This is a genomic window from Streptomyces sp. HUAS MG56 (assembly GCF_058673395.1).
The window spans coordinates 1009365-1033688 of the sequence record NZ_CM178722.1 but is presented as its reverse complement, the minus strand read 5'-3'; the positions used below and the strand labels follow the sequence as shown (position 1 = coordinate 1033688).

Below are 24324 nucleotides of genomic sequence, written 5' to 3'. Positions count from 1 at the left end.
GATGACGCGGTACCCGGCCCGATGGTTCACGAAGGTGCGCGGGTACACCGGCTCCTCGGGCTTACGTCGTCATGGCAGGGGTGTGCCCACGAAGGGCCGGTAGCCGCCTTCGCCGTCGGGCACGCGACTGCTGTCCCTGGTTCTCCTTCGCTGACTGCGTCCGGGTGGGCCGCTGGCACATCTCGAATTGCCGGCTGAGCAGTCAGCGCCTGGGTCACAATGCCCCCATGACCGACGACCAGTCCCGGAATCCCGCTCGTCCACTGCTGCGACGCCCTCAGGACGGTGAGCTCATAGACGTTGCCGGTGTCGCTCACTTCTTCCGGCTCACCGGCAAGCACACGGGCGGACGCTTCGCCTTCGAGGAGTTCGCTCTGGCCCCCGGAGTAGTTGGCGCCAGACCGCACGTTCACGATGGACACGACGAGTACTTCTATGTCCTCGAAGGGGAGTTGACCCTCCACACCGGGGACGGCGAGGTAGCGGTTGGCTCCGGGCACCTGCTCGCCGCGACCCGCGGCACCCCGCATGGCTTCCGCAATGCGGGCTCGACTCCGGTACGCGCCCTGTGCCTGTACACCCCTGCCGGCTACGAAAACTACTTCCGTGACGTCCACGCCGCGGTGAGTTCCGGGGCCGAGGTGACTGATGAGCTGCTGGCAGAATTTCGCAGCCGCTACCGGACCAGTTCCTACTAGCGTGCCGGAGCGAGGTGCGGGTCCCTCGCCGTGTCGCCTCCGCTCTCGGCAGGCTCCGCGCCGCCTCTGCTTGGCTGATGGCTTTGGTGATCACAGGTGCTCCACGGACGGCTTCGGCGGTCGTGGCAGTCGGGCAGCGGGACGAGGCGGGCGTAGCGACTGATGCGGTCGACCGGTGTGGCGCTCGCGGACCGGAGGCAACTGGCGCACAGACCTCACCCACCGGCCCGAGCACCGCGGCGGTGGGACCATCGCAGCTGAGGCGCACACCGATCCCTATGCCGACGGCATGATCGATGTGCCGATTTCAGCGCTGGAAGTCGCGGTGGTCGAATCAGGTCCCATGGATCCGACGCCGCTTGCGCCACATCCAGTACCGCGGCGACCTCGTAGACGGCTGCCTCGCTGAAACGAGCCTGATCATCAGCACATGACCACCACGAGAACGCGTTCAACCTCGTAGGCCCAACGATTGGGATGGGGCAACACGCCTGGCCAGCACGCAAGAATAGGTACCGAGCACGCAATATGGTGCAATGCGGCATATTTAATCTCGCTGTAGGAGGAAATGCCATGGCGGGCAAGCCCAGCATTGTCTTCGCCCATGGACTCTGGGCGGATGGGTCGTGCTTCAACAAGCTCATCCCCACGCTCCAGGCTGAAGGGCACGAGGTGTTCGCCTCACAGCACGGCCTCGACTCGCTCGAAAGCGACGTCGCGTGTGTCAACTTCACGCTCAACCACGTCCCCGGCCCGATCGTGCTGGTCGGTCACTCCTACGGCGGGACCCTGATCACCAAAGCGGGCACCCACGACCGCGTCCGCGCTCTGGTGTACATCGCCGCGCTCGCCCCGGACGAGGACGAGACGTCGCAGGAACAGCAGGACAAATTCCCCCGCACGCCCATCTTCGAGCACGTCGACGTCGCTGACGGCCGCGTGTGGCTCAAGCCTTCAGGCGTCCCGCACTTCTGCGGCGACCTCCCGGAAGCGGAGCAGAAGCTCGTCCTGGCGACGGGCGCTGTGCCAGTGGCGGACCTGTTCAACCAGCAGGTTCCCGGCACCGCCTGGCGGACGAAGCCAAGCTGGTACATCGTCGCCAACAGCGACCGCACCGTGCACCCCGACCTGGAGCGGTCCACCGCCGAGCGCATGGGCGCCACAATCCGCCCCGTGGACAGCAGTCACGTTCCCATGCTCTCGCATCCCGACTTCGTCCTCGATGTGATCCGTGAGGCCGCGAAGTCCCTCGACGCCTAGGCCAAGCCAAGGAGGCGGCCCGGACCGACCGGGCCGCCTCCTTGCTGCGACTCGCCGGCTTGCTCGACCTGCCGGGCCTGCCCGAGGACACCCGGATCGGCGTCCGCCGCGGGCGCCCGCATCCCGTCGCCCAGGCGTCCCTGTTCGATCTCGACGGGCAGTTCGGGAGGCAGTATCCGTGCCGGATGCCAATGTGACGGTAGGCGGTGGAGGTGCCAATCCGAACCCGGCCGCGAGCTGGGCGCAGGTCCGCCCGTTGTACAGATGGGCGAGTGTGGGCAGGGGCTTGGCGGCCGACACCCAGCCGGCGCTCCTCGAATCCGGCTACTGCAGTGCCGGACGACGCTCCCCGCGTCCGTGCCCGGATCGTAGTCGCCGTCCGCCCGGGCCGCCGCTCACCGAAGGTCCGCTGAGCATAAAGAGAAGGCCCGGCGCGCTGCAGGCGTGTCTGTGTCAGCTGGTGTTCAGCGTCGAGATGATCGTGTTGCGGAGCCAGCGATGTGCGGCGTCGTCGTCCAGGCGGGGATGCCAGGACATCGCGTAGCTCATCGGGCTGATCTCCTCCGGTGCCGGGATGACCGTGGTGACACCCGGAGCCGCGTGCTGGATGGCGAAACTCGTCGGCAGCGTCGCCACCAGCGAGGTACCCGGGACCGAGCCGGCGGCCGCTGCGTGGTAGGGCACGGTCACGCTCGCCCGCCTCGGCCTGGCCTTCGCCCTGTGGCGGCCCGCAGGCCGACTCCTGCGCCGACAAGGTGTCCCGTCAGCCGGCCTCGCCCAGCCATAGGGGCAGTGACACGTGCGGACCGCTGTCGGCATGCTTCGGCGGGTGTCCTGCGTAGACGTAGACCTGATAGGGCGACGCCCCGCCCGCTCCGGCGGGGCATCGTCGTGCCGCAGGGCGATCCAGGTCAGAGGCGCCAATATCGTGGAGATCCATAACGGCTCCTCGAACTTGACCGTGGCCTCACAGTCTTGATGAATGGGCGACGGCTGAAACCTCGTGCGATGCCGCGCATCGGCCGCTGGTGAGACGCTGCTGTTCGCGTCAGATTGTGCCCGGCGGAGGTTGGGGCAGTGGGTGGGCTCCTTCGGGGCGCAGGCCGTCGAAGATGATCGCGAGGTATCGCTGCCACAGGTCTGGTGAGGCGTCCGGGACGGAGCTGGTCACGTAGTTGGGCGCGCACATCAGCAGGGTGACGTCGGTACCGGTGACGTCGGGCCGGATGGCGCCGTCTGCACGGGCCCGGTCGACCAGGGTGTCGATGGTCTGGAACATGGCCGTGCGCGCGTGGCCGACTTCGGGGCGGGTGTCGCCGGCCTCCTGCAGGAACGACAGGTCGCGTTGTTGCCGCCGGTGTGCGGCGGCGGCGAGGAACTCCAGCAACGCGCCGCCGGGGTCGTCGGAGTCCAGCAGGCGTTCGCCGATGGCGGTGAGGGCTTGGATGCGGTCCAGCACGATGGCGGCGATCAGGTCGTCTTTGGTCGGGAAGTGGCGGAAGACAGTGCCTTTCCCGATCCCGGCCCGGCGGGCGATATCGGCGACCGAGGCGTCCAGTCCGTGCTCGGCGAACTCGTCGGCCGCCGCCGCCAGCAGCAGTGCGCGGTTGCGGGCGGCGTCGGCGCGTAGCGGGCGGGACGTGGTCATGGTCGCAGCCTAACAAGTTGACCGCCCGGTCCGGTTATCGCTAGCGTCTTCCGCCGGGGCAGAACATGACCGCCCGGTCCGCTTTTCTGGAGGGGCTTTGAACAACCACCGATCGATGAAAGCCGTCGTCGCGACCGCCTACGGACCGCCGGAGCAGTACACGGTGGCCGAGGTCCCCATTCCTCGACCCGGCCCAGGACAGATCCAGGTACGGATCGCCGCCGCGGCGATCAATCCGGCCGACGTCCGACTGCCCAGCGGCGAGTTCGGCGACGCCGTGCGGCTGGAGTTCCCGCACATCCCCGGCAACGACTTCGCTGGAACCGTCACCGAAGTCGGCGACGACGTCACCGCCTACCGAGTCGGTGATGAGGTGTTCGGCCTGGCCGTGCCTCGGGCGTTGCGCGCGATGGCCGGCAAGCGCCCGTCGGTGGGCACCGGCACGCTGGCCGAGTACGCCGTCATCGAGGCGGACACCCCGCTTGTCGCGCACCGCCCGGCCGAGTTGCCGGCCGAGGACGCGGCGGCGCTGGCCACCGCGGGCCTGACCGCGCGGGCGATCGCGACGACCGCGAACATCCGACAGGGCGAGCACGTGTTGGTTGTCGGGGCGACCGGCGGCGTCGGCACCGCGTTGATTCCGCTGCTGGCCGCGGCGAAGGCCCACGTGACCGCCACAGCGACCGACGCCGACGCCGACGTACTGCGCGAGCTCGGTGCAGCCGAGATCATCGGCTATCAGCCGGCGGACTACCCCGCCGGCATCGACGTCGCTGTCAACGTGGTCCTGCCGGGCGACCGCCTGACCGGCCTTGCCGCGGCGCTGCGTCCCGGCGGCCGGCTCCTCACTATCACCTACCCGGTGCCGACGCCGGAGCTGATCGGCCGTGACGATGTCGAGATGCACTTTGTCCTCGACATGGACGGCGACCTCGGCGGCATGCGTGAAGTCGGCGACGCAGCCGTGCGTGGAGAACTGCGTGCCACGATCGGACACCGGTACCGGCTCGACCGCGGCCCGCAGGCATGCGCTGACTTCCTCCGCGTGCACACCACGGGCAAGCTCGTCGTCACGAGGTAACCGTGTATCCCGTCGGCACGAAGGACGTCCCATCGGCGCCTCGCAGGCCACGAGCAGGCGAAGCGCCGATGGGCGAACCCTCAACGTCCGGATGCTGACACTGGTCACGGCCTGCCGGGACGCGTGGCATTGCCCGGGATGCGGGCAGCGCGCAAGTAGATCGTCAGGGCTGGTGACCACTACTCCGCGGGACCTGCCGCTGGCGGGGAGGCTGACACTACTGCGATGGACGAAACGCCGGTGGGAGTGCCGTAACCCTGCATGTGACCGTCGGTCGTTCACCGAATCGCTGCCGGCGATCCCCGCGCGCTCCCGCCTGACCAGCAGGCTGCGGGCCTCGGCAGGGGCAGCGGTCGCCGACGCCGGCCGGCCGGTCCTGCAGTCGGCCCGGGACCACGAGTTGTCATGGCCGGTCGTGAACGCGGCGTTCGTCGCACACGCACAGGCGGTGCTTCCGCGGGCGACACCGAGCGTCAAGCACCTGGGGATCGATGAGACCCGACGCGGCAGGGCGAAATTCCGCCGTGTCCCCGGGCCCGGTGGTGCCGAGGTCTGGGAGGTGGTGCCGGACCGACGGCATGTCGGGTTCTGTGACCTGACCGCTGGCGCCGGGCTGCTCGGGCAGGTCGAGGGCCGCACCGCCGCGTCGGCATCGGAGTGGATCGAGGCACAAGCCGCCGAGTGGCGGGCCGGGGTGAAGGCCGTCGCCATCGACATGTGCACCGTCTTCAAAGCCGCCGTCACCACATCCCTGCCGCACGCAGTGCTGGTCGTGGACCGGTTCCACATCGTGCAACTGGCGAACAACGCGGTCATCGAGGTCCGCCGCCGCGTCACCCTGACCCAGCGCGGCAGGCGCGGGCGCAAGGGCAACCGGGAGTGGCAGCTGCGTAACCGGCTGACCCGGGCGGCCTCCCGGATACACGCCGACCACCTCGATCCAAGGTCGACGACCTCAAGGCGCTGCCGAAGAACATCGGCGAACCGATCCTGGCGGCCTGGAAGGTGAAGGAGGATCTGCGCGACCTGCTGGAACTGCACGGCACCAACCCCACCCGACAGCAGATCGGCCAGCTGCTCACACAGTTCTACGAGTCTGCCGCCGCCAGCGGCCTTACGGAAATGGAGCACCTGGCCACCACCGTCACCACGTGGTGGCCGCAGATCCTGTCTGGGATCACCACGGGGATCACGAATGCCGCCTCTGAAGGCATCAACCGCACAATCAAGACCGACGCCCGCTGCGCCTACGGCTACCGCAACCCCGCCAACCAGCGACTCCGCGGCCATTGCACCACCATCCGACGCGCACGAGGGCACCTCACGGCTCACCCCAGCGGACCCCACGGCCGACCCCGAAAGCACTCAAACCCTTGATGCCACGGTCAAGCTCGATGAGCCGGATGGGCATAGTTCTGTGGATGGGCAGTGCACTCACTGTGCGGTCCGACACCGGAAGCATCCCCTCACCGTGCAAAGAGATCCTTCCGCCCCACCCCCTCACGGTCATACCTTCGGACCACGGAGCCGCAGGCGGGGGTGTACGGATTCGTACGGGAAACGAGACTCCACACAGCCACACTGAGCAACCTGGTTGAGCCTCCGCACAAGGCGGGGTCAACCGGCCATGCCTGGCAGTGATCACACACAGGGGGATTCATGAAGCTCAGGATTCGACTCGCGGCCGGCGCCGCAGCTCTGGCAGTGTCCACGTTCGGACTGGTTGGGCTCGGCGCGACGACTGCTCACGCGGTTGACAGCTACTACTGCGGCGACGGTGTGAAGCTCGGCAACGGCACGGTGGTGGAGGAATGCCTCCACCTCGGTGGCAACGGGTACTGGCAGCCCTACGTGTTCGTTGGCGCTTTCACGAACGTGATTTCGGGGTCCCAGTGGATCAACTCGAACGGGCAACATGGTGATATCACCAACATCGCCACCGGGCAGTACTGGGCCGGCAACATCTGGGGAAAATCCACCAACTGGCGGTCTAGCTGCTACGTCCAGGCTCAGGTGAGCATCGACTTTCCTGGCGAGGCATACAACCTGTTCTCGCCGTCGGAGTACGTGTGCTGATAAGCCGGGACACCCAGCGAGCGACCTGAGAAGCGCGAAGCTCCGGTGCCGTAGTGGGCGGCCGGGCCACTCCGCCAGGTCGTGTCTCCCAACTCCTGCGGGGCACGGGGGCTTCGCCGATGCTCGTAGACTCGTGACGTGGCATTCATGAGCACCCCGCACTGCTGCTTCCTGTGATCGGAAGGCGTTGACGGCGATGTCGGACGGCGTCGCCCTCCTTGGTGTGCCTGCTGCGTGAACCACGGTTCCAGCGCTGCCCGTTCCTTCCTGAGGCAGTGACGCTCTGAGCGCGCGTGCAGGCACGATCCCCTGCCTTCACCCCTTGCCAGGAGTGCCTCGTGCCCGTGTCGCTTTCCCCTGCCCTTGAACTGTCCCTCGACCTGCTGCGTTGCCCGACGTGCCGCACGAGTTACCTGCACCCCGACCGCGGCGCACTGCGTTGCCAGGTGGGCCATACCTTCGACGTCGCCCGCCATGGCTACGCCAGCCTGCTGACGGGCACCCGCGGCATCAGCGGCGACGACGCGGCCATGGTCCAGGCCCGGGACCGGTTCCTGTCCACCGGCGCCTACGCGCCCATCCGCGAAGTCGGGGCCCGCCTGGTGGCCGGCGCCGTGTCTGAGCAGGCCACGGTTGTGGACGTGGGATGCGGCACGGGCTACTACCTGGCCGGCGTACTCGACCAGTTGCCCGGTGCCCGTGGTCTGGGACTGGACACGTCGGTGCGCGCGCTGCGCTCGGCGGCCCGTGCCCACGACCGAGCCGCTGCGGTGGCCTGGGACGTCTACCGTCCCTTCCCGCTGGCCGACGGGGTGGCCGACATCGTGCTGGACGTGTTCGCCCCGCGCAACCCGACCGAGTTCCACCGCGTGCTGCGCCCGACCGGGCGGCTGATCGTGATCCGTCCCAGCGATCGGCATCTGGCCGAGCTGCGCGACCGGTTGCCTGGGATGGTCGCCATCGACCCCGCCAAGGAGCAGCGCCCGCACCGGGCGCTGGGCCCGTTCTTCGATGCCGTCGTCACCGAACAGGTGGAGTACCCCGCGACCCTGTCCAGGCTGGATGTCCTGGACCTGGTGGCGATGACGCCGAGCGCACGCCACGTGAGTCGTGCTGACCTGAACCATGACGGCCTCCTGCCCGACCAGGTCACCGTCTCCGTACTGGCCACCGCCTATCAGCCTCGGTGACCACGAGCGGGCGCGTGCGCCTGCTGACCGACCAGCAGTGGGCACGCCTGACGCCCTGCCTTCCCCGCAACGCCGGAAAGACAGGGCGTCCGTTCGCCGACCACCGTCGCATCATCGAAGGGGTCTTCTACCGGTACCGCCGCACCGGAATCCCCTGGAGAGATCTGCCCCGCGAAGCATTCGGTCCCTGGCAGACGGTAGGGAAGCGCCATCGCAGGTGGGCGGCTGACGGCACCTGGGACACGGTTCTGGCCCAGCTGACCGCCCAGGCGGATTCGACCGACGGAATCGACTGGACCGTCTCGGTCGACTCGACAATCAACCGGGCTCACCAACACGCCACGAACACGGCACGGCCGGAGAACACCGGCGCAGCCACGAGGAGGTGGGCTGGGGGACCTCTTCCGTGTCAGAGCAGCACGAGCGGCGAAGCCTCCAACGTAGGCGCAGGCCGATACACGTCCAGACGCTGTCCACTGGCTCCATACACAAGCCCGGTCACCACCGCGACATCCACGGTCCACACTGCCGGCCTTGTTCTGCATGACGTTGTGGCGCATCGCGCGCCCGGCCATGCTGGTCGAGTTCGTCATGGCGTCCGGCCCGGCGAGGAGTGCGTCTGCTGCGGCGCCGCAGCACGGCGTGCACGATGTGGTCGGTGATCACCGGGCGCCGCGTGCTTGGCCGTGTCAAGTCCGTCGAGCGTGGACTGCCGGGCGGACGAGAAGAACACGACTCCAGCCCGTTCAGCCCGCGAGGCGTCGACGGCGGGCCCGCTGCCGGCAAGTAGCCCCGCAGTAACGTACCGGGCGACCGGTGGGCCGGACCGTGAGCGTAGCCCCGCATTCCTCACAGAACACGACGGTTTCCCGGCGGACACCGAGGCCATCACGAAAGCCTTGTCGTTCCGTGACGATGGCGGAAGGGCGCAGACCATCCAGGGTCAGCTGGACGAGTCTGAGGCCGGCCGACCGATCGCGGCGGGCAGCGAGCATCGAGGCGCATCCGACGGTGAGTGAGACGACATCGTCGGGGACGATGTCAGCGCGGACACCGCCGGCCCGCTGCGCCGCGTGGAGTAGCGCGGTCAGGACCTGGCGGAATCGCAGCACGAACGCCGTGAGCATCGGGCGTGGCCAACTCGCGTCGGCGGCCACGACATCGCATATATGCCCGCGCTTGTGGGACTTCTCGACGACGTCCATCAGGAACCCGAAGAACGCCTCGGTGGGCGCGAATCGGGCCATCCGTCGCTCGCCCGAGGCGACCAGTTCGTCCAGGTGCTGGACGAACACCGCCTCAAGGAGAGCCTGTTTATTCGGAAAGTGCCGGTACACGGTGCCGGCGCCGACACCGGCCCGGCGCGCGATCTCGCCGAGCGGGACGTCGAGTCCCTGCTCGGCGAATGCCTCACCAGCGGCGGACAGCACCTTGGCCCGGTTGCGGCGGGCATCGGCCCGGTCGCCACCGCTGATCACTGTAGTCATGTCACGAAACCCCTTGTGCGCCCGACCCAACCGGGTTGAAGTATTCCAGATATCCCCGGGTTCACCACCCTGTCCATAGCAACCGGCCCCCGGGGAAAGGAGAGGACGACATGGCCGCCGAACCAATCCATTCCGTCACCGGCCCGACCCAGGGCCGAGCGGCCGGTGGCCTCGCCGACGGCCCTGTCGCTGTGACCGGCGCGACCGGCAAGCAGGGTGGCGCGACGGCGCGACGGCTGCTGGCCAGCGGCCGACCGGTGCGCGCGCTGGTGCGGGACAAGACCGCGCCCGCCGCCGCAGCACTCGCGGACGCAGGAGCCGAGTTGGCCCTCGCAGACTTCGACGAGCCGTCAGGCCTGGCGCCGGCACTTGATGGCACCACCGCTCTGTTCGCCGTGCCGCCGGTTGTCTACGGGCCAGCCGGCAGCAACCCAGAACTGGAGTTCACGCGCGGCCGGGCCCTGGCCGACGCAGCAGCTGCCGCAGGTGTCCGCCACGTGGTGTTCACCGGTGTCGCCTCGACCTCGGGAGACGCGTTCGCGGCCCCGGGAAAGCGGCGCATCGAGCAGTACCTGCGCGAACAGATCCCACTCGTGACCGTGCTGCGCCCGGTACGGTTCATGACGAACTACCTCGGGGAGTCCGGCATCGGCCTCGACGGGTTCGTTGACGGCGTCCATCGGCACCTCTTTCCGCCGAACGAGCCTGTCCAGATCATCGCCCTCGAAGACATTGCCGAGTTCGCCGCTCTGGCCTTCGAGCAACCGGACCGGTTCGCTGGACGGACTCTGGAGTTGGCCGGTGACAACCCGACCCCGGCTGAGGCCGTCGCCGCGATCAGTGCTGCCACCGGAGTCGCGGTGCACTACGAGCAGCTCACCCACGACGAGGCCGCCGCGCTGAACCCGGGGATCGCCGAGACCCGGCAACGGTGGATCTCTGGCCAACGCTGGCACGCCGACATCGAGGCTCTGAGGGTCATCCATCCCGGACTGCGCACCCTGGCGGACTGGCTCTCCGAGGGCGGCGCCGCCGCACTGCGCATCCGGTTGCTCGGCACCCCGTAGCAGCAGGCTGCGCCTGGCCGCCCGGGTGATCCTTCAGGCATCCGATTGCTTCCGGCGACCTGGTTGCCCACCGCCTGGAACAGCGCCCCGTCCCTCGGGGTGCATCCAGGCCCCGTGACACGCCAGGCCAGGTGCCCCAGAGGGGGCCGTCGGCTGATGTCTCACTCGTCCTCGGGCGCCTCGGGGTCGCGCAGGGGGCGTAGTCCTACGGGCAGATGGGGGAGTTTGAACGAGTACCGGCCGTGCATGTCGATGTGGTGCCGTACGAAGGGAGAGAGACGGGCCACGCCCCTGTCGCGGACGTCGGAGCCGTCCGCACGCAGTTGGTTCACCGCGGTGTCCGTGTACCGGGTGTTGAACAGGATCAGGGCGTTGAGGACCAGGCCGAGTGCCAGCCCCCTCCACCAAGGACCGCCGACACGAAGAGACGGTTTCGCCTTCCTGTACGAGCGCATGCGGGCCGGGGGCGTCGGCCCCGTCCTCACCCTCACCCACGGCGCCCGCGTCGCCGGGGCGATCGGCCCCATGCAGACCATGATCGACGCGACCGGACGGGGTGGAGCAGCCGGCGGCGGGCGCTGCGGGTACGTCGGGTGGAACGCCAGCAGCCGGATGAGGCCAGCCGTGGCAAACCACGCCAACTGCATGAGCGGGCACCGGGGGACGGTGGTACAGGAGAAACCCGCCTCGGTGGCCGCCTGTATGGCGCCGCAAGAAGGCAGGTAACGGGGGTGATGGCGGTGTCGGCTCCGGAACTCACGACGCGTTCGGCAGTGCAAGGTCGACGATGCTGGGCATCACGATGGCGTACATGCCTTCGGCCTCTTGCGCAGCAGAGTGCCGAAGACGACTCCGAGCTACGCCGTAGGTCATGTCGGCGCAGAAGAGTGCCGCGGCGAGCAGAACTGGCTGGCGGGGTGTCCAGGTCAGGCAGGTGATCGCGCCATCTGGCGCTTGTGGCCGGGTATGCGGCCGAGCCGTCGGACGAGCCGACGCGGCATGGCAGGTGAGGCCGTTCAGCGCGGGGTGCGGGGGTGCGGCGATCGGGGTTGGTCGCGGCGCGGGCGCGGGAGGTCGGATGGCAGGCTGTTGACGGGCGGGAGGGTGTTGCGGGTGCGGTGATGGAAAGTGAGGAGACTGACCAGAGCGGCTGCGGTGAACCACAGGAGTTGGACGCCGAGGTAGGCGGGGGTGGCGATGGTGGAGAAACCGGCGGCTGTGGCGGTCTGCATGGCGCCGTAGGAGGGCAGCAGGCGGATGAAGGGGCTGTTGGCTCCTGAGCTGGCCATGGGGTTCTGCAGAGCCACGTCGACGACACTGGTCATGATCATCAGGAACATGCCCTCTACTTCGCGCCGTAGCAGGGAACCGTAGACGACTCCGAGAGCACCGTAGGTGAGGGCGGCTCCGAAGAGGGCAGCGGCGAGTTGGACGGGTTGTTTGGGGGACCACGCGGCACAGATGACGGCGGTGGCGTAGGTGGCGACGGCTGCGGAGGCAAGGGGCAGGGAGGTCGTCTTGGCGAGGACCAGGTGAGTGCGCGGGTAGCCCGCCAGGGCCAGGCGCCGGTCGAAGCGGCCGCTGTTGAAGGTGGCCGCGAACATCATGAAGCCGGTGATCAGCGTGACGGCGTTGAGAGCGCCGGTGATCTGGGTGAGCAGGTTGCCGGCCGGGGCGAGCCGCTCGCCTGTGGCATTCAGTTGGAATGGGACGAGTTTGTCAGGGATGACGAGGTAGGCGAGGGTGACCCAGACGGGGATGTACAGGGCGACCAGGAGCATGGCGAAGGTGTTGCGGGCGTGTTCGATCAGGTCGTACCGGGTGGCGGTGGTGTAAAGAGCGAGGTGCCGTTTCACGCCGCCACCGCCGTGCCGCGGGTGAGGGTGCCGTTGTCCAAGTGCCAGAGTTCATCGAGGCGTTCGATGTCGTAGGCCAGGTGGGACACGACCAGGACGGAGCGGCCGGCGCTGCGCAGGCGGCTCGCGAGGCCCCAGAACTGCTGGTACGTGTCCCAGTCGAAGCCCTGGTAGGGCTCGTCCAGCAGCAGGACCTGCGGGTCGTGCATGAGAGCGAGGGTCAGGTTGAGTTTCTGCCGGGTGCCGCCGCTGAGGTCGCCGGAGCGTTCGTCGGCGTACTCGGCGAACCCCAGTGTTTCCATGATCGCCTCGGCATGGTGCAGGTCGGGCAGGCCGAAGGCGGCCTGGAAGAACTTCAGGTGTTGGTGGACGGTCAGGGCGTCATTGAGGACCACGTCCTGCGGGCAGTAGCCGAAGCGGCCCTGATGGCGGACCGTTCCCCGGTCCGGGCGCAGTTCGCCGGAGAGGATTTTCAGCAGGGTGGACTTGCCTGCCCCGTTCTCCCCGACGATTCCGACCACGGCACCGGGACCCAGGTCCAGGTGGATTCCTCGCAACACTTTCCGCTGACCGTACGCATGGTGCAGATCTTTGACCTCCATCACTCGGTCACCGGGTACGGTCGACGACCGTCGTGGTCAGTTCTTCCAGTCTGTGCCGGGCAGCCGAGGGAGGAAGCTGGGCCAGTGCGTCCCGCGCGTTCGCGGCATGCGTCAGGGCCATGTCGGTGGCCTGGTCGAGAGCACCGCTGCGGATGAGGACCTCGGACAGCCGCTGGTGAGCGGTGACGGCATCAGTCTCTTCGACGAACAGGTCGTGGAGCGTGTCCCGGTCGGCGCCGTCGGCGGCGTCCCGCGCGAGCAGGACCGGGACGGTGGGCTGCCGGTTGGCCACATCGCTGAGCGCGCCGGGGTTCTCGGTGCCGTGCGTTCCGGCTGCGTAGGGAAGGAGATCGTCGCGGATCTGGAAGGCCACGCCGAGTTCCTCGCCGTAGGTGCGCAGTGCCGCCTCGTGGTCGGCCGGGGCGTCGGCGAGGATCGCGCCGGCCTGGCATGCGGCACTGGTCAGCGCTCCGGTCTTGCCCCGGATGATCTCCAGCACGGTCGCCAGTACACAGGTGAGATCTCCGCGGACAAGAGCCTCCTGGGCGATGGCAGCAGCCGTGTGCTTGAGCGCGTCCGCCGCGACGCGCCCCGCCCGCAGGACGCGGTCGGCGGGCAATCCTGCTTCGGTGCCGGCGAGCATCGCCACGTACGCGGTGGAAGCCAGCCCGTCACCGGCCATCAGCGCCATGCTGATACCGAAGTGCTCCGCAGCCGAAGCTCGTGCGCGGCGGACGGGAGCCTGGTCGATGACGTCGTCATGCATCAAGGTCGCCACATGCAGGCATTCCAGACCGGCGGCAAACGACAACGTCTTGTCCACCGTGCCCCCTGATGCGGCCGCGGACCACACGCACAGCCTGGGGCGCAGCAGTTTGCCCGACGGAAACAGCGCGTCCAGGCACGCGACGCTCATCAGGTTTTCCCCGGCGCCCACCCAACGCCGGATCTCCTGCTCCACCAACTGGTTGACGGTCCGGTCATCCAACTCGCTGCCTGCCGTTCCGGTTGTGTCCGACACTTTGGTCGTCATGGGTTCCTCCCCCAGTTCTCACTCAACGTAGTCAGGCTCCCGCCTCAGCCCGCCAGGGCGGCACGCCACAGGCCCAGCCCCGCCTGAACCATCGGTCCTGTCGGTGGAACGGCGACGCACCGCAGGATGGAGGGACCCGCCGCGAGGACGGCGGAGCACAGCGCACGGGTGAGGGTGTCGAACGCAGGCGCGTACCGGTGCAGCCATGGGTGCTGCCGTGTGCTGTCCAACAAGGCCGGCAAGCCACTGGTGATGCGTGCCACTTCGAACGCGATCAGCTCCCTGGTGGCCGCCGTCCATCGCCCGGCCTCCAGATCCTCCCTGCGCACGCCGAACCGGTCGAGGTCCTCAAGCGGCAGATACAGCTGTCCCTCGCGCAGGTCCTCCGACAGATCGGCCAGACAATCCACCATCTGGAACGCGTCGCCGTAGCCGCGCACGATGCCCTCGCCGACCTGTCCGGCCTCGCCGAGCGCATCCCATGTCGACATGATCAAAACAGCGGAAGCCCCGCTGCTGCCGGTCGCCCAGGTCTGCCAGTCCTCGTAGGTGGCGAACTCGGTCGCCTCCCAGCTGCGGCGGAGCGCGGCAAAGCACTCTTCCATCAGGGCCCGGGGCGGGCTGTCGAAAACAGTGCTGCACGCGTGAGCCGCCGCGTGCAGGACCGGATCCGAACTGCCCCCGGATTCCAGAGCGGCGTACCAGGCGTCAATCCACTCGTCCAGACGCCGAAGGCGCGCCTCGGGTGGCCCTGTGTCCACCCGGTCGTCAGCTTCGAGGATCACCATGGTCATGGCGGCGGCGTGGGCGCGTCTCTCGGGTGGCGCCGCGAGGGTGCCTACCCAGCCCACACCGCCACGTTCCCGCAAAGCGGCGCGGGCACAGACGGTGTAACACTCCCGCAGCACCGGATCCTTGATTCCTGCTGCGTCCAGCCAGCGTCGTACCAGCACGGCACCCCCACTCGACTCCCCGGCCAAACCGGACTCTCACAGGTCCGCCTGGGCTGACGCAGGCGAGCCGAGGAGGCTCAACTCAATGAGGTGAACTGATCCGCCCCCAAGGGTGTCTGGCTGTTGCGGCATTGACCGTGAGTGCGTGACGCTGACACGAAAAATAGAGTGTGTGCGGGTCAGGCTGTGGGGACGGAGTCGAAGGCGGACGGTGAGACCGAGGCGGTTGGCTTCCTTGGTCATGCGTCGGATGGCGCGTTCGGGGTCGCGTCGGGTGAAGTAGTCGGCTCCCAGGTCCTGGTCGGTGGTCTTGTTGCGGAGGATGTGCCAGATCGCGATGGCGGTCTTGTGTATCACGGCGACCTGGGCCCGCCGCCGGCCACGCCAGGTGGCGACGCGCCGGTAGTAGGCGCTGAGGTAGCAGTCCTTGTTCCGGATCGCCGCCATCGCGGCAACGCCCAGTACGCGCTTGTGGTTGCTGCCCTGCCGGGTGCGGCCGGACTTGTTGACACCGGCAGATTCGTTCATCCCCGGACAGACCTCGATCCAGCAGGCGAGGTGCCCGGCGGTGGCGAACTGCGCCATGTCACCGCCGGTCTCGGCGATGACGATCTGGGCGGCTGCGGGGCTGATGCCGGGATGGTGTCGAGGTCGGCCACGTTCTGATCGTGCCCTAGGCGGGCGAGGAGCGCGGTGATCCGGGCGTCAATCCGGTCGGCCGCGGAAGTGAGGCGGTCGGTCTTCTCCAGGTAGTGGCGGCACATGAACGCGTGGTGGTCGGTGACCTGTCCGTACAGGGCATCGATCAGCGCCGGGACCTTGCTGCGGCCCCGGCGGACGGCGAGTTCGGCGAGTGTCCCGGGATCGCGCTCACCGTTGATGAGCGTGCCCAGAATGGCCCGGCCGTCGGCTCCGGTGATGTCGGAGAGCACCGAGGAAAGCTTCATCCCGTGTCCTCCAGTTCCTTCTCCAGGCGCTGGGCCTCCTGCCCGCAGGTGGTGACCAGTTCGGTGCAGCGGCGGGTCAGGCCGCGCAGCTCGCGGATCTCCCGCTCGGGCACGAAGGAGCCCATGACCATGCCCGAGGCGCCGGCCCGGCCAGCAACGCGGCATCGCTGGGATCGCTCATGTGCCCTCGGATGCCCTTGAGGCGGGCCGGGTTCACCAGCATCAGGACAAGGTCAAGGTGCGCGGACCGGTGGACCGTCCGTGCACCAGACCGGACGCGGTGGCTGCCGATAAGGCGTAGCCCTCGCGGGCGAACCGTGCACACCTGCGCAGACGCGAGATCAAAGCGGTCATCCAGGAGAAGGCCGATCAGGCTGCGAATCGCAAGAAGTGCGTCCGGGATGGCTGTCGACTGGTGGTCCATGGCGCCGAGCAGTACAAGGAGCGCAACACGGCGGAACGCTGCATCAACAAGATGGCGGGTCCTGGCCAGGCGGTACGACAAGACGCCCGCGAGCTGCACGGCGGGGCACCAACTACGTGGATCCATCATCTGGATGCACAGCCTCAACCCGGGGCCGTGGTCGCGGCGCCTGGCTGGCAAGCCGGACGCCGCCACCGCGCACGTCAGACCGGCGAGGTAATCGGTCGGCCGAGGTGCCGGGCGAAGAACCGGACCGCGCTGTCGGCCTCGAACCGGGGCAATTCCTTGTGCTTGCCCGAGTTCACGTGCAACGACTTCTCCTTCGAGGCGAAGGCGTCGAACAGCGCGAGACCCTCCTGTCGCGAGATGTGCTCGTCGTCCCACTGCATGTCGAACTCGATCGGGATGGTGATCTGCTTCGCCTTCTCGGCCAGGACGTCGGGCCAGTGCTGACCGAAGACCGCGGCCGTGATCCTGGGTTCGATCGCCACGAACGGTATGCCAATCGCGGTGCCCATGTTGATGCCCCAGAAGCCGACCTGTCCGTTGGGGCCGATCTCCGGGAGTTCCTGGAGGGCGTCCAGGGTCGCCTGGTACTCGGGTACGGCGAGCTCCGCCAGGTGGTCGTTGTAGCGCACGACGATCGGGCCTTCCGGTTCGCCCGCCGCCCTCGCCCGGAACAGCTCGGCGACTTCCGCCTCGTCGTGTGCCGTGCGCGGCCGGTCGCCGTGACCGGGCGCGTCGATGACGGCGACGTGGAAGCCACAGCCGGTCACGAGGAGTCGGGCGCGGCCGGACATCGCCGGGTGCTTCTTGTGGTTGCCGCCGCCGTGGGCCATCAGAACCAGGGGCGCGCGATCGGCCGCATCGGAGGTCGGCGACCAGAGGACGCCGGGGACGTCGCCCACGGTGAAGTCGCGTTCGAGCATGCCGTTCGACGGCAACTCGGCGGTGAACTGCAGAGAGTGCATAGGTGTTGCCCTTCGGGAGTGCTTGTTGGCGAGGCGCTCCCGGCGACACCTACGTCAGTCGCCGACCGTGACGGTAAGGGAGAGCACCCACGTCGATACAGCGTTCATGGGTCTCACCTCCTGGGGCGGTGTCACGGGCGACTGAAAGCTACCAGCCCGATGATCATCTCTTCAACCCTTTTCCCGCTGGGTCATCAGGACTCCAGACACGCCCTGATCGGCTGGCTCCACCGCACCCGTGGTGTTCGGGAAGATTGCTCCGCCCCCGCGCTGCGAGGACACTCCGATCATTGGCTCCGTATGGCCTCCCGCGCCCAGTCGGCCTTGGTCTGGGCGAAGCAAGGCCGAGGGAGGCCCGCCAGAAGCTGTCTGACATGTCCAGTGCGGTATCGGCGGCGTCTGTGAGGGTGATGTGGGGCGCGGTCTAGGACGCGCCGTCGCCGGCTGTCTCGCTGCGGTGGGACTGGAGGCGTTCGGCTGCTTGTTCGCTCCATGCCCGGATGACTGATGTCTGCTCGGGGGTCAGTGAGTCGAGGAAGTGGCGGCGGATGTTGCCGCCGTGCACGAGGATGGCGTTCTGGGCGGCGCGGCGGCCCTCGGTGGTCAGTCCGATCCCCGCACGGCGACCATCGGCCCCGTACCGGGTGCGATTGACGAAGCCGCGTTTTTCCATGCGCGTCAGCTGATGTGAGACGCGGCTCTTGTCCCAGTCGAGCGCCTCGGAGAGCTCGCCTACACGCATCTCGCGGCCGGCCGCCTGCCACAGTGTCACCAGCACGCTGAACTCGGCCTTCGAGATGTCGCAGTCACGCTGCAGACCACGCTCCAGCTCCCTGGTGAGCAGGCGCTGCGCCCGCATCCAGGTATCCCAGAACTCCCACTCCTCGGGTTCCAGCGGTCGAGTCTCCTTCATACCGCCGAGGATACCGCGACCAGCAGAGTTGTCACATCAACACTCTCCAATCTAGAGTTGACGTATCAACTCTTCCGGAAGGGGAGACCATGACACTTCGCATCGCACTCATCCTCGGAAGCACCCGCCCCGGACGTCGCGGCGACCAGATCGCCGCCTGGGCACTGGAGACCGCCCGTGCCCACGGCGGCGCCGACTACGAACTCATCGACCTCGCTGACCACAACCTCGGCAACCTCGACGAGCCCGGCAACCCGAACCTCCAGGAGTACCAGCACGACCACACCCGCACCTGGGGCGCCCTCATCGACAGCTTCGACGGCTACGTGTTCCTCGTCCCCGAGTACAACCACTCCTATCCCGGAGCCCTGAAGAACGCCCTGGACTACGTCTACCGGGAGTGGAACGACAAGGCCGCAGGCATCATCAGCTACGGGGGCTGGGTCGCCGGGGCCCGAGCCGCCGAAGCGCTGCGGCTCGTCCTCGCCGAACTCCAGGTGGCCACGGTCCGCGCCCAGCCCACCATCTCGACACACCCCTCGTTCCACACCGGCACCTTCGCGCCCCAGGAGGGCCTCGACACTGCCCTGGGCGGCATGCTCGATCAGGTGATCGCCTGGTCCGGCGCGCTGCGCGGGGTGCGCCAGGCCAAGACACAGACGGCTGCGGCTGCATGAGGCCAAGTTCGTGGCCGATCACGTGGCAGGACGTGGCGAGCTGACGGACGCTGTACGGCAGGCGCAGCCCCTGCCGCCGGGCGCCGACGGACCCGGCCGTCGGCGGCGCAACCTGCCGGAACACTACGGGCCATGGCCGACGGTCCAGACCCGGCCGCCGACCTGGTCAAGGTCCCGGCGGCGGACTCCACCAAGGCCGCGCTCCGGGCCGGGTCCGTGGTGAACTTCGGCAGCGGGCTTCATGAGCGGCTCAGTTGGCGAGTCCCGCCAGATGGAGGGAGCGCTGGTAGGCGAGGGCGCACTGCCAGGGGGAAGCCGGTGGCGGGAGTGTCCTTCGCCCTGGTCTCTGGCGTGGTCAGCGACTCGCGTCGGTGTGGGCGAGCATGACGATGTCGTCCTCGTGGAGGCTGCCGGCGACCACCGTTCCGCGATGCTCGGCGACGCTGGTTACGAAGCCGTAGTCGACTTCGTCCGTGCGTAGGTCGTGGACGAGGCGGCCGGAGAGGTCGAAGGCCATGACCCAGGCGAGGGGGGTGGGCTTGGGGCGTACAGCCTCGGGCAGGTTCCACAGCAGGATCCGCAGGAATCCCGGCCGGGGGAGCAGCTTGTCGAGGAGTGCGTTGCGGGGCGCGGCGATCGCCACCCACACGAGTCCGTCGCTGCCCAGACTCATGTTGTCGGGCGTGCCGGCGAGGTTCTCGGCGAATGGTTCGACGGTGTCGGCCTTCGGGCCGGTGAGCCAGTAGCGGCTCACCCGATAGCCGGCGGTCTCGGCCACGAGCAGGTAGGACTCGTCCGGGGCGAGCACGAGGCCGTTGGCGAACTTGAGACTGTCGCGCAGAACAGTGACGGTGTTGTCGGGGTCGCGTCGGACGAGCATGCCTGTGCAGGAGTGTTCGACGATGTCGCCGAGATGGTGTTCAAGGTCCCAGCGACGGGTGGAGACGGTGAACCAGACGGTTCCGTCCCGGCTTTCGACCACATTGCTGGCGAAGGTGAGCGGCTTACCGGCGACGGTGTCGACGAGGACGTCGACCGATCCGTCGGCCCCCATGCGCAGCAGTCCGCGGTCGTGGTCGCAGACCAGGACGCTGCCGTCGCCGGACAGTTGGAGTCCCAGAGGCCGGCCGCCGGTGTTGCCCAGCACGGTGCGTGCGCCGCTGGCGAGGTTGAGGCGAATGACGCTGCCGTCGCCGAGACCGGCGAGTACGCGGCCCTGCCGGTCGAAGATCACGTCTTCGGGACCGTGGCCGCCGCTCGCGAGTCGGCGGGCGATGGAGAAGCGGCCCGTGACAGGGCTGCGCCCTGCGTCGTCAGGGGCCGGGGGCGGGGTCCAGCGGCGAGGCGAGATGAGGCGGCGGGTCACAGTCACGGCGCCAGTATGGGCCAGCGTTCGCAGGTGCTGGCAGATTACAGGAAACCGCCGGAACGCACCTGGGGAAATCGGGCCAACGGCGCCTACGGTTACCCGGGAACCCTCGACGGGCCGATTCTCGCAAGATGCCTGGCCGCTTGGCCGAGCTGACTGCTCACGGGACCGGGGTAGGGGGTTCAGCCGGTAACAGCCGCGACAGCCTTGACTACTGGGGCGTCTCCGCCTACCAGCTCCAGCGTCCGCTCGACCGCTCCGGCTCATCGAGCAGGTGCTGCTCGACATCACCGGTTGGACGCCGGGCGAGATCGACACCTACGTCTTCCACGGACCGAGCTTGGGCAGTTCGGTCCCGGCGGCCGGGCGCTGTACGACCCGCGCCCGGGCAACCCGGCCTGCTGGGACCGGGATGGCGACATCCCCTGATCGCCCTCTCCTCGGCCGGGCGAAGACACCATACGGGCCGAACTTCCCCTGGACGCCGGGTCGTAGTGCCGTGCATGGACCCGATCCACGACATGCATGTGAGCGAGCCGGGCCCGGTCGTCGTCGACTTCCTGTTGACTGAACTAAAAATGTCGGGGATTTCGATCACGGAGGACTGGATGAGCGTTGTAGAGGCCTACCTGGGCGCCGCGGGGCAGGGGGTAGCACTGTTGGAGGCGCCGGAGGTTGCCACGGCGTGGGAGCAGCCCAGTGCGTTGGCCAAGATGACGGTCGGCGGCTTGGCCGGACATCTCGCCTATCAGATCTTAAGTGTCAGTTCTGCCCTGCAAGTCGGCGCCAACTCGGCCCTGCAGGAGGCCCCTGCCCAAGAGGTGCCGATCCCCCTGCTGGAACATTACGCCCGAGCTGCCTGGATCGATACGCCTCTCGACGGGGAGGTCAACGCCGGCATCCGGGCGAAGGGGGAGGGAATCGCGTCCCAGGGGTCGTTGTGGTTGGCAGAGCTTGCCCGTACCTCGTTCGTAGAGCAGCGGACCAAGCTCGCGGAGTGTGCAGGCGACCAGCCCGTGTTCATGCCGCAGACGGGATGGGCATTGCGTCTCGATGATTTTCTGGTCACCCGGATGTTGGAGCTCGCCGTGCATATGGACGATCTCGCTGTCAGCGTGGGGCTGGCCGTCCAAGAGCTCCCGGAGGAAGCTTTCGATCTGGTGCTTGTGCTGTTGGCTCGTCTCGCTGCCCGGCGGCATGGCCAAGCCGCGTTGCTGAGAGCATTGGCCCGATTGGAGCGAGCGCCCGCGGCGATCAACGCGATATGACTCGCCGCAGGCGATCAGCTTGGACGATCAGCCCGCTTGCTGATCACTTCGTAGTCCATCGGAGTCGCGGCCGCCAACGACGTAACCGCTCGCGTTCCAGCAGCTGCTCGCCGATCGGCGGCGACATCTTCCGCACAGCACACTACCCACGACGAGGGCGAGCCCGGCGTACGGCTGCGTTGCTACCTGGACCTGCGCCAGCCGATGAGCCCGGCCACATCCGGTAGAGCCGCACCACCCGTGGGGCGGTGTCCCTGCCGCCCCACGGGCTCTGCGCTGTCCTTACGCGCTGAACACCCATCCGCGTTCACCCGTACCTCGTGCCGTAGACCCGCCACACCCGGCCCACCGCGTAACCGCCTGGATACGGAGCCCTCACGTGCCCTGCGACAGGCACTATGGTGCTGACGTGTGCATCTGGGCCGAAGGCGTCCACGACAATATCGGCGCGCCCGGCATCACCAATTCGTGCTACCGCTATGGCACTTACAACCTGTCGAACCAGGTCAACCGGCATTGGGTAACGGGAGACCGGGACCGACTGGGCGTAGTGGTCAAAGGCGGCCGCAGCGTCCTGTGTGGCGCACTGACCACCGGCGCCACCAGAGCCGGTGCCTGGGACACCAGGATGTCTGAGGGATTGCGTGCCGGCTGCGTCCGGTACGGAACCTGGCCGCGCACGTACCACGGGCGCCGGGGAATGTGGTGTGACGTCCCCGGGGCCCGCCACATGGGGATTGCGCTGCTCAACGACGGTGCGACCTGGGCGTCGACGGGTGCCGGCGGCGGCTGCTCCCGCAGGGCCTGGGCGACGTTGCGGGGCGACGGGGCGCTTCCGACGTAGCCCCCCGGGTCGCCGGACTCCACACCGCCCCGGACCAGATCTTCCCGTCCTCATCGAGGGGTTCTTCGTCTTCGCGTTCCTCGCCCGGCCCGGCGACAGAGTCGCCCACGGCCCTGCGCACCGGCCGTGCCGGGGGGCGACCCGGAGCAGGTCCCAGCCGGGGGACTACGTATCCAGGTGCTGGTGACGTCGGCCCTGGCGGGGACGGCCCTCAGGCTTTCGGCTGCGTGAAGCGGATGCTGTTGCCGAAGGGGTCGCGCAGGGCGCAGTCGATTCCGTACGGACGCTCGGTGGGTTCCTCGGTGAACTCCACGCCCCGGTCGCGCAGCGTCTCGTACGTCTTGCGGCAGTCGTCGGTGCTGAAGATGAGCGAGCCGCCCATTGCGCCCTTGGTGATCAGCTCGCGGACCTGCTGCGCCGTCTCCTCGGACAGCGCCGGAGGGCCCGGTCGCTCCAGCAGGATCTGGCGGTCGGGGTGAGCGGGGATGCTGACCGTCAGCCAGCGCATGAAGCCCAGGTCGACGTCGGCGTTGACCTCCAGGCCGAGCTTGCCGACATAGAAGTCGAGGGCCTCGTTCTGGTCGAGGACGTAGATCTGCGAGTGTGTGATGGCGTTGAACATGTGCATCACGCTAGTGGGCGAGCCGGACGAAAACTTATCCAAAACTGCTCAGTCGACGGACGGTGCCCGTAACGCGGACGGTCAGGCGCGCGGCCGCAGCCACGCCATCGTGAAGCACGTCGGTACGTCCGTGGCCGCCACTTGTCTGCGGTACGCCCGCGGTGACAGGCCGACGACGGTGCGGAAGGTGCGGCTGAAGGTTCCCGGGCTGGTGAAGCCGACCGCGAAGCAGATGTCCGTCACGCTGCGGTCGGTCTCCCGCAGCAGGGACATCGCACGCTCCACCCTGCGACGCTGCAGGTAGCGGTGGGGCGTCTCGCCGAACGTGGCCCGGAAGGTGCGCGTGAAGTGCGCCTCGGACACATGGGCGATCCGGGCCAGGGCCGGTACGTCCAGTTGCTGCGCGTAGAGGCGGTCCATCACGTCCCGTGCCCGCAGCATGCGGCGATTGGTCGATTCCACGGTGCGACTCACGGCGCCATCACACCACGCCTCTCCGTCGTCTGTCATCGACGCCGGCCGGCACCCGCCGGTCCAGGTCCATCAAGGCCGCCGCGGAGGCACCGCCGGGGGAGTGGCCGAAGACACCGAACCGGCCGAGAGCCAAGAGCCCGCGCAGGCCGCGCGGGAGCGGCCGCCGTTCGGCGTCGGGGTTGTGCCGCCCCTGTCCAGGACGGCCACTTGGTCCAGCACACAGCGCAGGCCGGCGACGCGCACCGCGACGGCGTCCGCGCTCGGGGCGGAGCGGGTGAGCACCATTCGGCCGTCAGGGAACTCCACCTCGCCCGAGTCATAGGGATGGTCGACCGCGACCACGACGTAGCCCCAGGGACGCCAGTTCCTCGACGAGCAGCGTGTTGAACGTGCGATCCGACTGACAGCCCGGCGAGTGGAGCAACACCGGCCGGCGGCCCTGCCGGACCGGCGCGCGGTCCGCGCTGTGGGTCTGCGGGAGCGCGTAATCGTCCACCGCGCCTCCGAAGCGGGCCTTCAGGGCCCGCTCGGCGCCCGTCGGCAGCCATGGCAACAGCGCGCGGTCACGCACGTCGGCGGCCGGACAGGTCACGGTCACCATCACCTCGCGCGTCCGCCCCGACCAAGGGTCGGACCGAGACGGGTCCACCAGATGCAGTTCTACCGCGCCCACCGGCAGGGGACCGGTCGGCCCTGCCAGCCGGATGGGGATGAGACCGGCTGCCAACGCAGGCGTGGACACCGACAGGGGAACGGCGGCTGAGGCGGCCACTGCGAGGCCACCGGCTCTCGCCGAGTCAGCCCAGCAGCGGTAGCGGGCGGTGAACGCACCCCACCTCGCCGCCCTGGTTCATGCCGGAGTCC

Annotated in this window: 28 protein-coding genes and 5 pseudogenes; 16 read left to right on the top strand and 17 right to left on the bottom strand. The window is 68.4% G+C overall.

The features are described from left to right. Positions 1 to 227 precede the first annotated feature (227 nt). The 3 genes and pseudogenes from AC4OXY_RS05240 to AC4OXY_RS05230 all read left to right on the top strand — a co-directional run bounded on the left by AC4OXY_RS05240 (position 228) and on the right by AC4OXY_RS05230 (position 1958). Entirely contained in the window at positions 228 to 698 is a 471-nt protein-coding gene (locus AC4OXY_RS05240; RefSeq protein WP_356027932.1) for a cupin domain-containing protein, read from the top strand. A gap of 347 nt (positions 699 to 1045) precedes the next feature. Then, a pseudogene (locus AC4OXY_RS05235) lies at positions 1046 to 1132 on the top strand (transposase); the annotation flags it as partial. 139 nt (positions 1133 to 1271) lie between these two features. Further along, complete coding sequence (locus AC4OXY_RS05230) at positions 1272 to 1958, top strand: alpha/beta hydrolase (protein WP_491993277.1); 687 nt, start codon at positions 1272 to 1274, stop codon at positions 1956 to 1958. A gap of 453 nt (positions 1959 to 2411) precedes the next feature. Here AC4OXY_RS05230 and AC4OXY_RS05225 read toward each other — a convergent pair whose 3' ends face one another. Next, complete coding sequence (locus AC4OXY_RS05225; RefSeq protein ID WP_491993276.1) at positions 2412 to 2648, bottom strand: type 2 periplasmic-binding domain-containing protein; 237 nt, start codon at positions 2646 to 2648, stop codon at positions 2412 to 2414. A gap of 358 nt (positions 2649 to 3006) precedes the next feature. Beyond that, a complete protein-coding gene (locus AC4OXY_RS05220; RefSeq protein ID WP_362817329.1) occupies positions 3007 to 3606 on the bottom strand; it encodes a TetR/AcrR family transcriptional regulator in 600 nt (199 codons plus the stop codon). Between the two features lie 115 nt (positions 3607 to 3721). Here AC4OXY_RS05220 and AC4OXY_RS05215 point away from each other — a divergent pair, with 115 nt between their 5' ends. The 7 genes and pseudogenes from AC4OXY_RS05215 to AC4OXY_RS05185 all read left to right on the top strand — a co-directional run. Further along, complete coding sequence (locus AC4OXY_RS05215) at positions 3722 to 4687, top strand: NADP-dependent oxidoreductase (RefSeq protein ID WP_376292699.1); 966 nt, start codon at positions 3722 to 3724, stop codon at positions 4685 to 4687. Between the two features lie 91 nt (positions 4688 to 4778). Next, positions 4779 to 4931, top strand: a pseudogene (locus AC4OXY_RS05210) (transposase family protein); the annotation flags it as partial. Positions 4932 to 5102: 171 nt separating this feature from the next. Beyond that, positions 5103 to 5696 (top strand): transposase, encoded by a 594-nt coding sequence (locus AC4OXY_RS05205; RefSeq protein WP_491994790.1) that lies wholly within the window; start codon positions 5103 to 5105, stop codon positions 5694 to 5696. Next, positions 5693 to 6064, top strand: a complete 372-nt coding sequence (locus AC4OXY_RS05200) for a transposase (RefSeq protein ID WP_491993275.1) — start codon at positions 5693 to 5695, stop codon at positions 6062 to 6064. The genes AC4OXY_RS05205 and AC4OXY_RS05200 overlap by 4 nt, the downstream gene beginning before the upstream one ends. Before the next feature lie 282 nt (positions 6065 to 6346). Further along, entirely contained in the window at positions 6347 to 6763 is a 417-nt protein-coding gene (locus tag AC4OXY_RS05195) for a hypothetical protein (protein WP_356027944.1), read from the top strand. 338 nt (positions 6764 to 7101) lie between these two features. Beyond that, on the top strand, positions 7102 to 7953 hold the full coding sequence (locus AC4OXY_RS05190; RefSeq protein WP_491993274.1) for a putative RNA methyltransferase: 852 nt from the start codon (positions 7102 to 7104) through the stop codon (positions 7951 to 7953). Next, positions 7950 to 8408: pseudogene (locus AC4OXY_RS05185) on the top strand (IS5 family transposase); the annotation flags it as partial. The gene AC4OXY_RS05190 and the pseudogene AC4OXY_RS05185, both read left to right, overlap by 4 nt. 291 nt (positions 8409 to 8699) lie before the next feature. Here AC4OXY_RS05185 and AC4OXY_RS05180 read toward each other — a convergent pair. Next, on the bottom strand, positions 8700 to 9440 hold the full coding sequence (locus AC4OXY_RS05180; RefSeq protein WP_356027946.1) for a TetR/AcrR family transcriptional regulator: 741 nt from the start codon (positions 9438 to 9440) through the stop codon (positions 8700 to 8702). Positions 9441 to 9550: 110 nt separating this feature from the next. Here AC4OXY_RS05180 and AC4OXY_RS05175 point away from each other — a divergent pair, with 110 nt between their 5' ends. Then, complete coding sequence (locus tag AC4OXY_RS05175; RefSeq protein ID WP_356027948.1) at positions 9551 to 10507, top strand: NmrA family NAD(P)-binding protein; 957 nt, start codon at positions 9551 to 9553, stop codon at positions 10505 to 10507. Positions 10508 to 10668: 161 nt separating this feature from the next. On the opposite strand, the pseudogene AC4OXY_RS05170 reads toward AC4OXY_RS05175, so the two are convergent. From AC4OXY_RS05170 to AC4OXY_RS05135, 8 genes and pseudogenes are all read right to left on the bottom strand, one after another. Next, positions 10669 to 10899 (bottom strand): annotated as a pseudogene (locus AC4OXY_RS05170) (Tn3 family transposase); the annotation flags it as partial. Between the two features lie 624 nt (positions 10900 to 11523). Beyond that, positions 11524 to 12363, bottom strand: coding sequence for an ABC transporter permease (locus AC4OXY_RS05165; protein WP_491993273.1), 840 nt, complete (start codon positions 12361 to 12363; stop codon positions 11524 to 11526). Beyond that, positions 12360 to 12965: an ABC transporter ATP-binding protein gene (locus tag AC4OXY_RS05160; RefSeq protein ID WP_362817339.1), complete on the bottom strand. Its 606-nt coding sequence runs from the start codon at positions 12963 to 12965 to the stop codon at positions 12360 to 12362. The genes AC4OXY_RS05165 and AC4OXY_RS05160 overlap by 4 nt, the downstream gene beginning before the upstream one ends. Positions 12966 to 12972: 7 nt before the next feature. Continuing rightward, positions 12973 to 13926, bottom strand: a complete 954-nt coding sequence (locus AC4OXY_RS05155) for a polyprenyl synthetase family protein (RefSeq protein WP_356028185.1) — start codon at positions 13924 to 13926, stop codon at positions 12973 to 12975. 116 nt (positions 13927 to 14042) lie between these two features. Then, on the bottom strand, positions 14043 to 14849 hold the full coding sequence (locus AC4OXY_RS05150) for a phytoene/squalene synthase family protein (protein WP_491994789.1): 807 nt from the start codon (positions 14847 to 14849) through the stop codon (positions 14043 to 14045). A gap of 138 nt (positions 14850 to 14987) precedes the next feature. Next, positions 14988 to 15536, bottom strand: coding sequence for a transposase (locus tag AC4OXY_RS05145; protein WP_491993272.1), 549 nt, complete (start codon positions 15534 to 15536; stop codon positions 14988 to 14990). After that, positions 15476 to 15898: a hypothetical protein gene (locus tag AC4OXY_RS05140; RefSeq protein WP_376292719.1), complete on the bottom strand. Its 423-nt coding sequence runs from the start codon at positions 15896 to 15898 to the stop codon at positions 15476 to 15478. The genes AC4OXY_RS05145 and AC4OXY_RS05140 overlap by 61 nt, the downstream gene beginning before the upstream one ends. After that, positions 15895 to 16023 carry a hypothetical protein gene (locus tag AC4OXY_RS05135; protein WP_356027960.1) on the bottom strand — a complete coding sequence of 43 codons (129 nt, stop codon included), beginning with the start codon at positions 16021 to 16023 and terminating at the stop codon, positions 15895 to 15897. The genes AC4OXY_RS05140 and AC4OXY_RS05135 overlap by 4 nt, the downstream gene beginning before the upstream one ends. 104 nt (positions 16024 to 16127) lie before the next feature. Here AC4OXY_RS05135 and AC4OXY_RS05130 point away from each other — a divergent pair. Then, positions 16128 to 16467 (top strand): annotated as a pseudogene (locus AC4OXY_RS05130) (IS5/IS1182 family transposase); the annotation flags it as partial. A 58-nt stretch (positions 16468 to 16525) separates the two neighbouring features. Here AC4OXY_RS05130 and AC4OXY_RS05125 read toward each other — a convergent pair. Next, complete coding sequence (locus tag AC4OXY_RS05125; RefSeq protein WP_362817345.1) at positions 16526 to 17293, bottom strand: alpha/beta hydrolase family protein; 768 nt, start codon at positions 17291 to 17293, stop codon at positions 16526 to 16528. Positions 17294 to 17717: 424 nt separating this feature from the next. Beyond that, complete coding sequence (locus tag AC4OXY_RS05120) at positions 17718 to 18206, bottom strand: MarR family winged helix-turn-helix transcriptional regulator (RefSeq protein WP_356027963.1); 489 nt, start codon at positions 18204 to 18206, stop codon at positions 17718 to 17720. Between the two features lie 89 nt (positions 18207 to 18295). Between AC4OXY_RS05120 and AC4OXY_RS05115 the strand changes: the two genes are divergently transcribed. Continuing rightward, positions 18296 to 18883, top strand: coding sequence for an NADPH-dependent FMN reductase (locus AC4OXY_RS05115; RefSeq protein WP_356027965.1), 588 nt, complete (start codon positions 18296 to 18298; stop codon positions 18881 to 18883). Between the two features lie 355 nt (positions 18884 to 19238). Here AC4OXY_RS05115 and AC4OXY_RS05110 read toward each other — a convergent pair whose 3' ends face one another. Continuing rightward, complete coding sequence (locus AC4OXY_RS05110; RefSeq protein ID WP_491993271.1) at positions 19239 to 20255, bottom strand: SMP-30/gluconolactonase/LRE family protein; 1017 nt, start codon at positions 20253 to 20255, stop codon at positions 19239 to 19241. A gap of 500 nt (positions 20256 to 20755) precedes the next feature. Here AC4OXY_RS05110 and AC4OXY_RS05105 point away from each other — a divergent pair, with 500 nt between their 5' ends. Genes AC4OXY_RS05105 through AC4OXY_RS05095 form a run of 3 tightly spaced genes read left to right on the top strand, consistent with a single transcriptional unit; the run spans position 20756 to position 22364 of the window. After that, positions 20756 to 21520 carry a hypothetical protein gene (locus AC4OXY_RS05105; RefSeq protein WP_376292726.1) on the top strand — a complete coding sequence of 255 codons (765 nt, stop codon included), beginning with the start codon at positions 20756 to 20758 and terminating at the stop codon, positions 21518 to 21520. A gap of 57 nt (positions 21521 to 21577) precedes the next feature. Then, complete coding sequence (locus AC4OXY_RS05100) at positions 21578 to 21928, top strand: DUF6207 family protein (RefSeq protein WP_376292794.1); 351 nt, start codon at positions 21578 to 21580, stop codon at positions 21926 to 21928. Between the two features lies 1 nt (position 21929). Beyond that, positions 21930 to 22364: a hypothetical protein gene (locus tag AC4OXY_RS05095; RefSeq protein ID WP_491993270.1), complete on the top strand. Its 435-nt coding sequence runs from the start codon at positions 21930 to 21932 to the stop codon at positions 22362 to 22364. A gap of 211 nt (positions 22365 to 22575) precedes the next feature. Here the strand turns inward: AC4OXY_RS05095 and AC4OXY_RS05090 are convergent, their stop codons facing one another. From AC4OXY_RS05090 to AC4OXY_RS05080, 3 genes are all read right to left on the bottom strand, one after another. Continuing rightward, entirely contained in the window at positions 22576 to 22986 is a 411-nt protein-coding gene (locus tag AC4OXY_RS05090; RefSeq protein ID WP_356027970.1) for a VOC family protein, read from the bottom strand. An 81-nt stretch (positions 22987 to 23067) separates the two neighbouring features. Then, on the bottom strand, positions 23068 to 23460 hold the full coding sequence (locus AC4OXY_RS05085) for a helix-turn-helix domain-containing protein (RefSeq protein ID WP_356027972.1): 393 nt from the start codon (positions 23458 to 23460) through the stop codon (positions 23068 to 23070). Positions 23461 to 23776: 316 nt separating this feature from the next. Then, positions 23777 to 24061: a hypothetical protein gene (locus tag AC4OXY_RS05080; RefSeq protein ID WP_362817357.1), complete on the bottom strand. Its 285-nt coding sequence runs from the start codon at positions 24059 to 24061 to the stop codon at positions 23777 to 23779. Positions 24062 to 24324: the final 263 nt, after the last annotated feature.